This is a genomic window from Arthrobacter halodurans (assembly GCF_041877255.1).
GTDB lineage: Bacteria > Actinomycetota > Actinomycetes > Actinomycetales > Micrococcaceae > Arthrobacter_N > Arthrobacter_N halodurans.
The window spans coordinates 21908-36086 of record NZ_JBHDLJ010000005.1; the positions used below are offsets into that span (position 1 = coordinate 21908).

14 protein-coding genes and 1 riboswitch are annotated in these 14179 nt (G+C 70.8%); of the genes, 8 read left to right on the plus strand and 6 right to left on the minus strand.

Features of this window, described 5'->3' with window-relative positions:
* Window position 1: 1 nt before the first annotated feature.
* From ACETWP_RS07760 to sfnG, 3 genes are read right to left on the minus strand one after another with little or no spacing between them, the layout of a single operon-like run.
* Window positions 2-517, minus strand: a complete 516-nt coding sequence (locus ACETWP_RS07760) for a CoA-binding protein (RefSeq protein WP_373971656.1) — start codon at window positions 515-517, stop codon at window positions 2-4.
* Window positions 514-1908 carry an O-acetylhomoserine aminocarboxypropyltransferase/cysteine synthase family protein gene (locus ACETWP_RS07765; RefSeq protein ID WP_373971657.1) on the minus strand — a complete coding sequence of 465 codons (1395 nt, stop codon included), beginning with the start codon at window positions 1906-1908 and terminating at the stop codon, window positions 514-516. Before ACETWP_RS07765 ends, ACETWP_RS07760 begins: the two co-directional genes overlap by 4 nt.
* A complete protein-coding gene (gene sfnG, locus ACETWP_RS07770) occupies window positions 1905-3104 on the minus strand; it encodes a dimethylsulfone monooxygenase SfnG (RefSeq protein WP_373971658.1) in 1200 nt (399 codons plus the stop codon). The genes ACETWP_RS07765 and sfnG overlap by 4 nt, the downstream gene beginning before the upstream one ends.
* A gap of 70 nt (window positions 3105-3174) precedes the next feature.
* A riboswitch (SAM riboswitch) is annotated at window positions 3175-3267 on the minus strand.
* Between the two features lie 110 nt (window positions 3268-3377).
* On the opposite strand from sfnG, the gene ACETWP_RS07775 reads away from it, so the two are divergent.
* The gene (locus tag ACETWP_RS07775) at window positions 3378-3941 is read left to right on the plus strand and encodes a histidine phosphatase family protein (RefSeq protein ID WP_373971659.1); all 564 of its coding nucleotides are present in this window, start codon (window positions 3378-3380) and stop codon (window positions 3939-3941) included.
* Window positions 3942-3972: 31 nt separating this feature from the next.
* On the opposite strand, the gene ACETWP_RS07780 is transcribed toward ACETWP_RS07775, so the two are convergent.
* From ACETWP_RS07780 to ACETWP_RS07790, 3 genes are all read right to left on the minus strand, one after another.
* Entirely contained in the window at window positions 3973-4458 is a 486-nt protein-coding gene (locus ACETWP_RS07780) for a LapA family protein (protein WP_373971660.1), read from the minus strand.
* Window positions 4459-4577: 119 nt separating this feature from the next.
* Entirely contained in the window at window positions 4578-5567 is a 990-nt protein-coding gene (locus ACETWP_RS07785; protein WP_373971661.1) for a hypothetical protein, read from the minus strand.
* Window positions 5568-5640: 73 nt separating this feature from the next.
* On the minus strand, window positions 5641-6636 hold the full coding sequence (locus tag ACETWP_RS07790; protein WP_373971662.1) for a LacI family DNA-binding transcriptional regulator: 996 nt from the start codon (window positions 6634-6636) through the stop codon (window positions 5641-5643).
* A 285-nt stretch (window positions 6637-6921) separates the two neighbouring features.
* Here ACETWP_RS07790 and ACETWP_RS07795 point away from each other — a divergent pair, with 285 nt between their 5' ends.
* From ACETWP_RS07795 to ACETWP_RS07825, 7 genes are all read left to right on the plus strand, one after another.
* Complete coding sequence (locus ACETWP_RS07795) at window positions 6922-7974, plus strand: asparaginase (protein ID WP_373971663.1); 1053 nt, start codon at window positions 6922-6924, stop codon at window positions 7972-7974.
* Window positions 7975-7985: 11 nt separating this feature from the next.
* Window positions 7986-8873, plus strand: coding sequence for a polysaccharide deacetylase family protein (locus ACETWP_RS07800; RefSeq protein WP_373971664.1), 888 nt, complete (start codon window positions 7986-7988; stop codon window positions 8871-8873).
* Entirely contained in the window at window positions 8873-10258 is a 1386-nt protein-coding gene (locus ACETWP_RS07805) for an MFS transporter (protein WP_373971665.1), read from the plus strand. Before ACETWP_RS07800 ends, ACETWP_RS07805 begins: the two co-directional genes overlap by 1 nt.
* Window positions 10248-11015, plus strand: a complete 768-nt coding sequence (locus ACETWP_RS07810; protein ID WP_373971666.1) for an SDR family NAD(P)-dependent oxidoreductase — start codon at window positions 10248-10250, stop codon at window positions 11013-11015. Before ACETWP_RS07805 ends, ACETWP_RS07810 begins: the two co-directional genes overlap by 11 nt.
* A gap of 17 nt (window positions 11016-11032) precedes the next feature.
* The gene (locus tag ACETWP_RS07815; protein ID WP_373971667.1) at window positions 11033-11758 is read left to right on the plus strand and encodes an SDR family NAD(P)-dependent oxidoreductase; all 726 of its coding nucleotides are present in this window, start codon (window positions 11033-11035) and stop codon (window positions 11756-11758) included.
* 76 nt (window positions 11759-11834) lie between these two features.
* On the plus strand, window positions 11835-12173 hold the full coding sequence (locus tag ACETWP_RS07820; protein WP_373971668.1) for a hypothetical protein: 339 nt from the start codon (window positions 11835-11837) through the stop codon (window positions 12171-12173).
* A gap of 376 nt (window positions 12174-12549) precedes the next feature.
* Complete coding sequence (locus ACETWP_RS07825) at window positions 12550-14151, plus strand: MFS transporter (protein ID WP_373971669.1); 1602 nt, start codon at window positions 12550-12552, stop codon at window positions 14149-14151.
* Window positions 14152-14179 lie beyond the last annotated feature (28 nt).

The following is a 14179-nucleotide window of genomic DNA, read 5'->3' on the forward strand; positions in this document are numbered from 1 at the left end:
CTCAGGCGAGGACCTGCCGCTTGGAGCTGACCACCCCGGTGTTGAAGCCGGCCAGGTGGAGGCCGCCGTGGAAGCGGGCGTGCTCGATCTTGACGCAGCGGTCCATCACCACGTCCAGCCCCGCGGACTCGGCCGCCGCGGCGACGTCCTCGTGCCAGGAACCCAGCTGCAGCCACAGGGTCTTCGCCCCGACGGCGATGGCCTCGTCGAGCACTCCCGGCAGGTCGTCGTGGCGGCGGAAGACGTCCACGAGGTCCGGGGCCTCCGGCAGGTCCGCGAGGGACTTGTAGACGGGCTGGCCGAGGATCTCGTCGAGCACCGGGTTCACGAAGTACACCGTGTACTTCGACGAGGACAGCAGGTACGTCGAGACGAAGTACGAGGCGCGCGAGGGCTTGTTGGAGGCCCCGACGATCGCGATGGAGCGCGTGCCGCGCAGGATGTCCAGCCGCTCGGGGGCGGAGGGGCCGGTCCACGCCCGGCCGGTCCCCGCCGGGGTCGTCGTTTCCGCGCTCACTGGGACGCTCCGATCTCGAGGGGTTCCCCGGGGCCCGGGCGGGCCGGGGGGACGACGCACGCTGCGGCGTCGTACTGCGCTGCGGCGTGGGCGCCGTGCGGCGCCTCCCGCTGGGAGGCCTCCAGGGCCTGGTCCAGGTCCCAGATGATGTCCTCGACGTCCTCCAACCCCACGCTGAGACGGATCAGGTCCTCCGGAACGCCGCCGGCGGCGAGCTGGTCGGCGCTGAGCTGCTGGTGGGTGGTCGAGGCCGGGTGCAGCACCAGGGTCCGCGCGTCGCCGACGTTGGCCAGGTGGCTGGCCAACTGCAGCGCCTCGATGAACCGCCCGCCGGCGGCGCGCCCGCCCCGGACCCCGAAGCTGAAGACCGAGCCGACGCCGAGCGGCAGGAGCTCCTTCGCCCGGGCGTGCTGCGGATGCGACGGGAGCCCGGCGAAGTTCACGTAGCCGACCCGCGGGTCGGCCTCGAGCCACCGCGCGACCTCGAGCGCGTTGGACAGGTGGGCGTCCATGCGCTGCGGCAGCGTCTCGACCCCCTGCAGCAGCTGGAAGGCCGACTGCGCGGGCAGCGAGGGGCCGATGTCGCGCAGCTGCTCCGAGCGCAGCTTGGTCAGGAAGCCGTATTCGCCGAAGTTCCCCCACCAGGAGACGTTCCCGTAGCTGGGCACCGGCTCGGTCATGGTCGGGAACCGGCCGTTGCCCCAGTCGAACGTCCCGGACTCGACGACGACGCCGCCGAGCGTGGTGCCGTGCCCGCCGAGGAACTTGGTGGCGGAGTGGATGACGATGTCCGCGCCGTGCTCGATCGGACGCAGGATGTACGGCGGGGTGAGCGTGGAGTCGACGATCAGGGGCACCCCGGCCGCGTGGGCCACGCGGGCCAGGCCCGCCAGGTCCGCGATGTCGCCGGAGGGGTTGGCGACGACCTCCGTGTAGACGGCCTTGGTGTTCTCCCGGATGGCGGCCGCGAAGTCCTCGGCGTCGTTGCTGTCCACGAAGGTCGTCTCGACGCCGAAGCGCCGCAGCGTCACGTCCAGCTGCGTGATGGTGCCCCCGTAGAGCTTGGAGGACGCGACGATGTGGTCGCCCGCCTGGGTCAGGGCGGCGAAGGTGATGAACTCCGCGGCCATCCCCGAGGACGTGGCCACCGCGCCGATGCCGCCCTCGAGCGAGGCGATGCGCTCCTCGAACGCGGCGACGGTCGGGTTGCCGATCCGCGAGTAGATGTTGCCGTACTTCTGCAGCGCGAACAGGTTCGCGGCGTCGTCGGTGTCCTTGAAGACGAACGACGTCGTCTGGTAGATGGGCACGGCGCGCGCGCCGTGCTCGGCGTCGGGCGTGCCGCCGGCGTGCAGGGCGCGCGTGCGGAAGCCGAACTGGTGGTCGGTCATCGGGTGTGGGCTCCTTCGAGGTCGGTGGTGGGCAGCAGCCCGGTGTTGAGTTCGGTGCCGTTCTTGCGCGCGAGGTCGGCCTCGAGCTCGCGCACGATCGGCAGGACGTCCCGGCCGAACGCGGACACCTCCTCCTGGAAGTGGAGGTAGCAGGTCAGGAGCAGGTTGACGCCGATCTTCTTGAAGTCGACGATCCGTTCCGCGATCTGCTCGGGGGTGCCGATCAGGCGGGAGCGGAAGCCGTCGTTGTACTGGACCATGTCCTCGAACGTCGAGTCCTCCCACATGCCCTTGCCGTCCGAGGTGGACTGCCCGGCCTCCTTGACGGCCGCCGCGAAGCCCTCGACGGCGGGGCGGTGGGCCTTGGCGATGATCTCGCGCAGCGTCTCGGTCGCCTCGCGCTCGGTGTCGCGGGCGATCACGAAGCCGTTAAGTCCGAACCGCGGCTTCGCGGGGGCGGTGCGGGCGCCGGATTCCGCGGCGCGGACGACGCCGGAGATGTTGTCCCGGAAGCCCTCGAGCGAGCGTCCGTTGGAGAAGTACCAGTCGGCGGCGCGCCCGGCGGCCGCCTGGGCGGCCGTGGAGTTCCCGCCGAAGAAGATCTCCGGGTGGGCCCGGCCCGGGACGTCCAGCGGCGGCGGGTTCAGGGTGAAGTCCGTGATGTTGTAGTACTTGCCGGACTGGCTGTAGCTCTGCTCGGTCCACAGGCCGCGCAGCACGCCGATGAACTCCTCGGTGCGGACGTAGCGCTCGTCGTGTTCCAGCCAGTCCAGGCCGAAGTTCACGAACTCGTCCTTCAGCCAGCCGGAGACGATGTTGACGGCGGAACGGCCGCCGGAGATGTGGTCGGCGGTGATGATGAACTTGGCCAGCACGCCGGGGTGCCACATGCCCGGGTGGACGGCCGAGATGACCTTGAGGCGTTCGGTGGCGCCGAGGAGGGCCAGCGAGAAGCTGGTGGCCTCGTGCTGCTTGTCGGCGCCGTAGCTGGCGGCGTAGCGGGTCTGCGTCAGCGCGTACTCGAAGCCGGAATCCTCGGCGATGCGCGCGAGCTTCTTGTTGTAGTCGAAGTCCCAGCTGGTGCGCTGCTCGATGGTCGAGACCACCAGGCCGCCAGAGACGTTGGGAACCCAGTAGGCGAACTTGAGCGGGGTCTCGAGGTCGGCCACGGGGCTGACGGGGATGCTGTTGCTCATCGGTGTGGTCCTTGGTGCGGGCGCCGCGGCGCGTGGTCGGGGGATCCCGGGGCAAAGATTGCTTGCGCACTCTCCATCGCTTCTGGCGGTAGCACCTTTCCGGCAGTGCGGATGGTTGCTGCGGCGTCGTCAAGCCAGATCTCTCGGCCGCTCGGGATGGTCACCCCATTGTGCCAAGAAGCGGGGATTCGTCAAACAATGTTGAGCCGGGTTGCGGCCTGTGCCCCCACGGCCGAACAATCTGCGACGCCGGGCGGCCGGTACGCTGGAGGGATGGCTTCGAGACTGGCGTTGGTGCGGCACGGCGAGACCGACTGGAACGCCGAGGGCCGGCTGCAGGGGCAGACCGACATCCCGCTGAACGCGGTCGGTCGGGGACAGGCGCGGGCGGCGGGGCACGAGCTGTCCGGCCCCGCCGGGTCCGGCGCCGGCGGCCCGGCGCGCTGGGACGTGCTCGTCTCCTCGCCCCTCGCGCGGGCCGCGCAGACGGCGTCGCACATCGGCGGCGTCCTGGGCCTGGCCGCGCGGCGCCCGGTGGCGGACCTGATGGAGCGCCACTACGGCGACGGCGAGGGACGCGTGGTCGTGGGCCTGCCGCGGCACGACCTGGACCGCCTGCTGCTCACGGCGGAGCCGGAGCGGGACGTCGCGGAGCGCGGCGTCCGCGCGCTCGCCGGCCTGGTGCGGGAGCACCCCGAGAGCAACATCGTTGTCGTGGCCCACGGGACGCTCCTGCGCCTGACGCTGGAGGCCATCCTCGGCGAGCGCCACCCGCGGCTGCTCAACGGCCAGGTCGTCGAGCTGGACGCCGCGCTGCTGCTGAGCCGGACCGGCTGACCGGCGCGGGAGCGGGCCCGCCAGCCGCGGATCAGCGCTTGTTGCGCGCGCGCCGCCGGTGGGCCTGGGTCCGGAGCTGGATGATGCGCGCCGCGCCGGCGCTGGCCACCAGGAACCCGCCGGCCACGGCCGCGACGAGCAGGGCCAACCCGAGGTTCACGGTGCCCTCGAGCTGGAAGTAGCGCAGCTGGACGCTTGTCTGGTTCTGCGCGATGAAGATGATCAGCAGGACCAGGGCCACGAGCGCCGCGATCGTCGCCGCCCAGACCATGCCCGTGCGGGTGACGCGGCGGTCGTCGTCGTCCTCGGCCGACGCCGGCGACCCGGCGCCGCCGGGCGGCACGGCCGTCGCCTCGCGGTCGACGGCAGTGCCGCGGTCGACGGCGGTGCCGGGGGCGTCGCGCGTGGCGACGATATCGTTCGACTCCGTGGCGTCGGCTCCGGCCGCGGGAGCCTCGGAGGGGACGGGCGGGACGTCGGAAGCGCCGTTCCGGGGTGCGAGGGGATCGCTGCTCATGGGGACCTCTTTCTTCTGCCGCGGTCGGCGTGCGCCGGCGGCCTGTTGTTGGGTCAACTCTTGCACGGATCCGTGGATCCCGGGTCGCCGGCCGCGGGCCCGGCGGCGATCCGGTTCGGCTACACGCGCGCGATCAGGGCCTCGCCGACCTCGGCGCGCTGGTAGAACACCTCGCGGCCGGCGCGCATCGAGGACGCCAGCCCGCCCGCGGCCATGATCTTCAGGTGCCCGTTGACCGTCCCGGCCGCCAGGTCGAGCGCGCAGGCCAGCTGCTTCGTGGTCATCGGGACGTCGAGCTGGGCGAGGATCTGCGCGCGGGTTCGCCCCAGCAACTGGGCGACCGGGCTGGACTCCGCCTCGCGGCTGGACTCCCACAGCCGGCCGACGCCGCGCGGCGCGTAGGTGATCGTCGGGACGAAAGGCCGCACGTTGAGCACCAGGGTGTTCGGCCACACGAACGCGTTGGGCACCAGGATCAGCCCGCCGCCGGGGGCGGGGAGGTCCACCTGCTCGCAACCGCGCACGATGTCCAGGCCGTCGGGCGTGGGGACCACGCTGGGGTGGAGGGACTTGAAGACCTCCTCGATGCCGCTGCGCGCCATCTGCGCGAGCCGGGAGTCGATGTCGGCCAGCAGCAGGGAGCGCAGGCGCGGCCACCACGGTTCGACGGCGGTCTCCCAGTACCACGCGAGCGCCTCCGTGATGCGCCCGATTCCGCCGTCGATGTCCGCGAGCAGCGCGTCGAGGGTCTCGCGGACGGGGCCCTCCGGGCGCTGGGCGTCGAGGAAGCGCAGGTCGCGCAGCCAGAGCTCCGGCGGCACGGCGGCGACCGCGGCCAGGGTCCGGGCGAACGTGTCCTGGTGCTGCGGGGTGGGGGTGAGGGAATCCGCGATGAATCCGCGGGGCCGCACCACGGTGGCGAGCACGCGCAGGTGCGCCGACTTGCGGGGATCCGTCGATTCGGCGAAGCGGCGCCTGGTGGACTCGATCCACGGCCGATGGAGGGGCGTGCCCAGCTGCAGCGCCCGGAGGCTGGTCACCGTTTCCCACATCGGGGAGGCCTCAAAGCGGACCTTGGTGAGGTCCTCGCTCGTGAGCGTGATGTGCATGGGATCAGGGTAGGCGCGGGCGCCGCCCGGCGCGAGGATTCGGTCAGGGCCGAATCGTGGCGTGCCCCGCGCGTCAGGCGCTGCTCTCGCGGACGAACAGCGTCGGTTCGAGCCGCACCGACTCCACGTCCTGCCCGTCGAGGACCTCGCGGAGCATGTGCACCGCCGTCCGTCCGATCTCCTGCAGGGGGGAGCGGACGGACGAGAGCGGGATGGGGAGCTCGGCCGCCAGGGACGTGTCGTTGAACCCCACGACGGCCATGTCCTGCCCCACGCCGAGGCCGTGGGAACGCAGGGTCCCCATGGCCCCGATGGCGGCGAAGTCGTTGACGGCGAACAGGGCGGTGGGGCGCGTGGCGTTGGTCTGGAGGATCTTCTCGGCGGCCTCCCGGCCCCCCGCCGTGTCGAAACCGGACCACACGACGCCGTCCGCCGGGATGTGCCCGCCCAGCTCGCGCCAGCGCGCGGTGAATCCCGACGTCCGGTCCACCGCCGTGCTGGCGAACGGCTCACCCGCGATCACGGCCACGTCGCGGTGCCCGGCGGCCCACAGGTGGTCGGCGACGAGCTCCCCGCCCCGCACGTCGTCGCAGGTCGCCGACGGAAAGCCGGGGACCCTCCGGTTCATGAGCACGAACGGGACGCCGCGGCCCGCCAGCTCGGGCAGCAGCCTTCCGTCCAGATGGGCGTCGCCGAAGATGAGGCCATCCACGCGGCGCGCGAGCATGACCTCCGTCTTGCGGCGCTGTTCGCGCTCGTCGTCGTGGGAGTTCATGACGAACGTGGAATGCCCGCTCAGCGCGGCCGCCTCCTCGATGCCCTCGTACATGAGCGCCAGAACCAGGTCCGACAGCCGCGGCACGATGACGCCCAGAAGGTGCGTGCGTCGGGTCCGGAGGCTGCTGGCCTGCGGATCCGGCGTGTAGCCGAGTTGCCGGGCCATGTCGCGGATCCGCTGCGCGGTCTCGGACGACGCCGCTCCGCGCGCGCCGCGGGGACCCGCGTGGAGCACCCGCGAGACCGTCGAGGGATGCACTCCCAGCTGGCTCGCCAACACCTTGAGGGTCACTGCCTGACTGCCAGCGTTCTCTTGTGCCACATCCGCCCCGTTTCACCGTCAGGAAGTATTCTTCCTCATTCGCACGCCGGGGCGGGAAGCCCTTGACGTGCTCTGGGTCACATTCTAGAGTCGGCATCGTCGAACTGCCCAATCGTTTGGGCATCGTGCCAGGAAATCGCCGGAATCCGGTAACAAGCCCTCAACACAACCTACGACCCGCGGAAACATTCGAGACCTAGCGTTGTGCCCAATCGTTTGCGTGCCCAATCGTTTGCGCAGGAAGTGCGGAATCACATGACAGCCGAACAACCCCCCGGGCCCCACGTGGTCCTGCTTGCCACGGGAGGCACCATCTCCTCCCGGCACCGGACGGGCGGGCAGCGCGGTGCCGTGGCGGCCGATGCCGGCGGCCAGGTGCTGGGCAGCGTCGTCGGCCCCTCCCGCCACCCGGTCCGCGTCGTGGACGTGTTCCGGCGCGGATCCTATTCGCTGACCTTCGACGAGATGGTCGCGATCTGCGTCGCGGTTGCCGAGGCGTTCGCCGACCCGCAGGTGCTGGGCGTGGTCGTCACACACGGCACTGACACGATGGAGGAGACGGCCTTCCTGGCGGACCTGACCCATGCCGAGGACCGTCCCGTCGTGTTCACCGGCGCCCAGCGGCCGGCCGACTCCCCCCTGCCGGACGGCCCCGGAAACCTGGCGCGGGCCATCGCCGTGGCGGGGGCGCCGCAGTCCCGCGGACGGGGCGCACTCGTGAGCTTCGCCGGGCAGGTCTTCCCCGCGCGGGGCGTCCGGAAGGTGGAAACCCTGAGGGACCAGGCCTTCGGAAACCCCGACGTCGGGGCGGCCGGGACGGTGGACGAGGCGGGCGTCGTGTCCCTCGGTGCGGTCCACCCGCGGCTCCCCGCGCTGCCGCTGCCCGTCGCGGGAAACGCCGCTCGGGCGGACCTGGTGGCGGTGTATCCGGGCACCGACGACACCCTCCTGCGGGCCGCGATCGGCGCGGGGGCCGCCGGCATCGTCCTGCAGGCCCTGGGCAGCGGCAACGCCAACACCGAGGTCTGCGCCGCGGTGGCCAGGGCCTCGGCGGCCGGCGTGACCGTGGTGACCAGCACCCGGGTCGCCGCCGGTCCGGTGGCCGCCGTCTACGGCAACGGCGGCGGGCGGGACCTGTTGGACGCCGGCGCCATACCGTCCGGGATCCTCCGGCCCTCCCAGGCGCTGGTCCTGCTGCGGCTGCTGCTGCGCCTGGGGGCCAGCCGGGACGACCAGGCGCGGGCGTTCCGCCTGCACGGCGCGCCGCCCCCCGAACTTTCCACCACACCAACCCAACCATCACGATGAAAGGCCGAACCATGGCAAAAGACATTCAGGTTGCATTCGGAGTCGACGTGGATGCCGTCGCGGGCATGCTTGGCTCCTACGGCGGCGAGGACTCGCCGTGCGACATCTCCCGGGGGATGTTCAGCGGCGAGGTCGGAGGACCGCGCCTCATCCGGCTGTTCGAGAAGTACGGCCTCCCCTCGACCTGGTTCGTGCCGGGCCACTCGCTCGAGACGTTCCCGGACCTCACCCGGATGATCGTCGACGCCGGGCACGAGATCGGTGTCCACGGGTACTCGCACGAGAACCCGATCGCCATGACGCGCGAGCAGGAGACGGCCATCCTGGACCGCTCCATCGAGCTCATCGAAAAGGTCTCCGGCCGCCGCCCCACCGGCTACGTGGCCCCCTGGTGGGAATTCTCCCCGGTCACCAACGAGATCCTCCTCGAGCGGGGGATCAAATACGACCACTCGCTCATGCACCGGGACTTCGAGCCGTACTACGTCCGCGTCGGCGACAGCTGGAAGAAAATCGACTACACGAAGGACGCCGGGACCTGGATGGAGCCGCTCGTGCGCGGACAGGAGACGGACCTGGTGGAGATCCCCGCGAACTGGTACCTGGACGACCTGCCTCCCATGATGTTCATCAAGGCGGCGCCCAACTCGCACGGCTTCGTGAGCCCGCGCGACGTCGAGCAGCTCTGGCGCGACCAGTTCGACTGGGTCTACCGCGAAATGGACCAGGCGTCCTTCACGATGACCATCCACCCGGACGTCTCGGGCCGCCCGCAGGTCCTCCTGATGCTCGAGCGCCTCATCGAACACATCAACGGCCACGAGGGCGTCAGGTGGCTGACGTTCGACCAGATCGCCGACTCCTTCCTGGCACGCAACCCGCGAAAGGACACCCTCTAATGCGCACCGAACAGCTCGCCGTTGACCTGACACCCCCCGCCGCGGGGGAGAAGCGCCGCTTCCCGGTCTTCTCCAAGCGCGACACCAGCATGGCCACGGGGCTGGCCCTCCTGGCGTGGACCATCGCGGTCTTCGACTTCGGCCTCTTCGGCACCCTGCTGCCGGCCATGCAGGAAGAGTTCGGATGGACCGAGTCCCAGGCCTACGCCCTCACCACGTGGATCGCCGTGGGCACCGCGATCGTGTGCTTCGGCATCGGACCGGTCATCGACCGTCTCGGCCGCCGCAAGGGAATGATGGTCACGATCGGCGGCACGGCCATCGTGTCCGGCCTGACCGCGCTCATCCCGACGGGCATCCCGTACCTCAGCAACGGGTTGCTGGTCCTGATCCGGTCGTTCGGCGGGCTCGGCTTCTCCGAGCAGGCCGTCAACGCGACCTACATGAACGAGGTCTACCAGGTCACCGAAGTCGAGGACAAGCGGAAGAGGCCGGGCTTCCACTACGCGTTCATCCAGGGCGGATGGCCGCTGGGCTTCCTGCTCGCCAGCGCGCTGGCGCTGGTCTTCCTGCCCTCCCTGGGCTGGCGCGCGCTCTACGTCATGGCGGCCATCCCGGCGGCGATCATCGTGTGGGTCATCGCCAAGAAGCTCAAGGAGACCCCGCAGTTCGAACTGCACCACGAGCTGACCCGGCTGGAGAAGAGCGGGCAGACCGAGCAGGCGCACGCGCTGGCCGGCGCCTACGGCGTCGAGCACTCCTCCACCGCCCCGCTCAAGCGCATCTGGGAGCCGCACCTTCGCCGCAACACCGTGGTGCTGTCCTTCGCATGGATCTTCAACTTCTTCGGCATCCTGATCTTCAGCGTGCTGGGCACCTCCATCCTCAAGAACGCCAAGGGTGTGGAGCTGTCCGACGCGTTCTGGATGCTGATCGTCATCAACCTGCTGGCCTACTTCGGCTACGTGTTCCACGGCTGGATCGGCGACAAGATCGGCCGGAAACGGACCATCATCGGGGGCTGGATCCTGTCCGGCATTTCGTTCGCCCTGATGCTGAGCCCGATCATCACGTCGCCCACGGCGATCATCGCCACCTACGGCGCGGGCCTCTTCTTCCTGGTCGGCCCCTACGCGGCCATCCAGTACTTCATGGCCGAGTGCTACCCGGTCAGCTGCCGTGCCACGGGAACGGCGTTCATCGGGGCCATGAGCCAGCCGGGGACGATCATCGGAGGCGCGCTCTTCACCCTCGTGGCCGCGGGTTCCGGCACGGCGACGGCGGCCCTCTGGGTCGGCGCCCTCGGCACCCTCGTCTCGGGCGTGCTCATGATCGCGGCCAAGCCGCCGCTCGAGGCCCGGCTGGAGGAGCCCCATGGAGTCTGAGGCGAAGGTCGCCATCGTCACCGGCGCGGCCAGCGGCATCGGCCGCGCCCTCGCGGCCCACTACGCCCGACACCGCGTGCGCACGGTCATCGGAACCTTCCCCGGTGACCCGCACGACCCCGAGGAGACGCTGCGCCGGGTCCGGGAGGCCGGGGGCGAGGGCGTGGTCCAGGAGGTCGATGTGCGCAGCACCGCCTCCGTCGACGCCTTCGCGCAGCGGGCGCTGGAGGCCTACGGACGGCTCGACTACGCGGTGGCCAACGCGGGCGTCCTGAGGAACTCGCCGCTCGCCGAGATGTCGGACGAGCGCTGGGACGACATGCTCAACGTGGACCTCACCGGGGTCCTGCGCACGCTCCGCGCGGCCGCCGGCAGGATGGAGGGGCCCGGCGCCCTCGTGGCCGTCTCGTCCATCGCCGGCGGCGTGTACGGATGGGACGAGCACGCGCACTACGCGGCCGCCAAGGCCGGGGTCCTCGGCCTCGTCCGCAGCGTCGCCGTCGAATTGGGGCCGCGGCACATCCGGGCCAACGCCGTGATCCCCGGACTGATCGAGACCCCGCAGTCCCTGGACCCCGTGAACTCCCTCGGACCCGAGGGCCTGGCGCGCGCCGGCCGGGACATCCCCTGGGGCCGCGTGGGCACCCCGGAGGAGGTTGCCGACGTCATCGGCTTCCTGACGTCCGACGGCTCGAGCTACATCACTGGTCAATCGCTCATCGTCGACGGCGGGCTCACCGTCAAGATGCGCGCCTAGGCACGGGAAGGACCAACGTGGACACCGAGACAGAGGCAACCCGGCGGGAATCCGGCCGCGCGGTGGTGGTCACCGGCGGAGCCAGCGGCATCGGCCGGGCGATCGCGGACGCCTTCCGGGACAACGGGGATCGGGTCGCGGTCCTGGACCGCGCGGAAGGGAACGGCTCGATCCCCGTCGACGTGGCCGACGAGGCCAGCGTGCGGGCGGCCTTCGCCACGGCGCGGGAGCGGCTGGGACCCATCGACGTCCTGGTCAACAGCGCCGGTCTCCTCACGGAGTCGCGGCTGGAGGACATGTCGCTGGCGCAGTGGAACGAGACCATCGCCGTGGACCTGACCGGCATCTTCCTCTGCTGCCGGGAGGTCGTCGGCCCCATGCGCGGACGCAGGTGGGGCCGGATCATCAACATCTCCTCGCAGCTCGCCCTCAAGGGCGGCGTGGGTCTCAGCCACTACAGCGCCGCGAAGGCCGGGGTGGTGGGGCTGTCGAAGTCGCTCGCGCTGGAACTCGGCCCGGAGAACGTGCTCGTCAACTGCATCGCCCCGGGCCCCATCGAGACGCCGCTGGTCGACGGGATCTCGGAGAGCTGGAAGGCCGCCAAACGCGCCGAACTGCCGCTGGGGCGCTTCGGGACCCCCGCCGAGGTCGCGCCGATCGCGCTGTTGCTGGCCAGCGATCCCGGCGGCAACCTGTTCCTCGGGCAGACCCTCGGCCCGAACTCCGGCGACGTCATGCCATGACGCCGGACCACGAGGAGGGCTGACCGTGTGCGGAGCCTGCGGCCGTCAGATACGGCCCGATCGGACACTGGGCGCGGTGCGGACCCTGCGCCAGCACCTGATCGTCGCGCACACGGTCAACTCCGTGTGCCGCGGTCTCCCCGGGGCCCCGAAGGCCACCGCGTTGAGCGACGGCTGGCTCTTGACGGGCCCCTCGGGGGCCGGGGTGCTGTGCCCGACGGTCGATGCGTTGTGGACCGCCGTCGTGGGCCGCGCGGGAGACGTGTCCCGGCTCGAGCTTCTGGCCGAGCGCCTGCGACGGCACGCCGCGGACCCGGCGAACGAGGGGTTGCCCGCGCGCGCCGCGAGATCGGGGGTGGAAAGCATCCGGCGGCGGCTGACGCCCGACGGAGGCGAACTGGAGCGCAACGGGTGACCGCCTGCGCCGGGCGCACGAAAACGCCCCGGCCGGTCTCGTCGGCAGGGGCGCTTTCTCGTGCGGCCTGAGGCTGCGCACGCGTTCCTGCCACTTGGGGGTTGGCGGGAACATGGAATCCGTGCCCGCCACTTGGGGTTGGCGGGAACGGCAGGCCCAGCGCACTTTGGGGGAAGCGCTGGACCGAAAATAGATCTTACTGGCTGGTAGTTTAATTGCAAATCGCCTGTCCCGCCGCCCTGTCGCATGGACCGCCGCCGTGCTTTCATGGGCGTAGTGGGTGCGTGCGCGTCGGCGGGCCCCCGGGGGGCAAACCCGAAGGAGGCGGAATGAGCGGGTCTCATCCGGACACGGCGGACCGGGCCGGCGGCCCGTGATGGCCGCCCCACGGGACGACGCCGATCCGGCGGAACCGTTCAACGGCAGGCTCGCCCTGCTCTTGGCGATGGCCATGTTCGTGCTCGTCGTCGACACGTCCATCATGAACGTCTCGATCTCCGCCGTGGTGCGGGACATCGGCGCCACGGTCAGCGGCCTGCAGTCGGCGATCGCGCTCGAGGCGCTGGTCTCGGCGGCGTTCATCCTGATCGGCAGCAAGATCGGCGACCTGATCGGACGCAAGCGAGCGTACGTGCTGGGGCTTCTGGGCTACGCCGCGGGCGCCGTCGCGATGACGCTGGCCCAGAGCCTGGTGCCGATCATCATCTTCTGGTCCCTGCTGGGCGGGCTCGGCGCCTCGCTCCTCCTCCCGTCCATGCAGTCCCTGATCCACGGAAACTTCGAGGGGAAGTCGCAGGCGCGGGTGTACGCGCTGGTGGGCGCCTCGGCCGCGATCGCCGCGGCCGTCGGGCCATTGCTCGGCGGCTTCATCACCACGTTCCTCTCCTGGCGCGTCGCCTTCGCCCTCGAGGCCCTCATCATCGCCGTCGTGCTTCTGGGCATCGGGCTGGTGCGCGACGTGCCCTACACGGGACCCCGGACGCTCGACGTCGTCGGGGCAGGCCTCTCCATCGTGGGCATGGGCGGAATCGTGCTCGGGATCCTGATGTGGCAGGAGGGCGGCGAGTACGTGGGGGCGCTCCTGGTGATCGGCGCGGCGGGACTGGCCGGGCTCTTCTACTGGCTTGTGCGCCGGGAGCGCCTGGAGCGGGCGATGCTGCTGGATCCGAATCTGTTCCGCTCCAAGCCCTTCCGGTTCGGCGCCACGCAGCAGATGCTCCAGCAGATCGCGCTGGGGGGCACGATGATCGTCCTGCCGATCTACCTGCAGATGGTGCTCGAATACAACGCGATGCAGGCCGGGCTGTCGATCGCGCCCTTGTCCCTGACGATGTTCGCGATCGCCATGCTGGCCGGGAAGAGGGCGGGGAAGGGCGGGAGAGGCCCGGTCGTCCTCATCCGATGGGGCTTCGGGCTCCTGTCGGTCGGTCTGCTGGCGATCGTTCCCGTGGTCCCGCGCGCGGACTCCGGCTGGTGGCTCTTGCTGCCGCTGGTCGTCGCGGGCTGCGGGCTCGGGCTGCTGGTGTCGCAGCTGAACAACTACACGCTCTCGCCCATCTCCGACGAGAGGATCAGCGAGGCCGCGGGGGTGAACTCGGCCGCGGGCTCGTTCGGCCTCTCGTTCGGCCTCGCGTTCGCCGGTGCGATCATGCTGGCGTCCCTGTCGCTGGTGTTCACGGCCCTGGCGACGTCGAGCACGGTGCTGCCGCCCGAGGACCAGCAGCAGGTCGCGCAGGTGCTGGAGGAAGACGCCCAGATCCTGAGCAACACCCATCTCGAGGAGCTTCTCGCGGGACAGCCCGAGGAGATCCGCGAGGAGATCGTCGGGATCAACACCGCCGCGCGGCCGATCGCCCTGCAGATCGCGCTGCTCATCCCCATCCTCGCGGGCCTTTCCGGCCTGGTCATCTCGTTCCGCATGGCACCGATGCCCGAAGCCAGGAGGTCGGGCTCCGGCGACGGCATGGTCCTCGGCTGAGGCCCACCGCCGCGTTTCCGGGAGATCG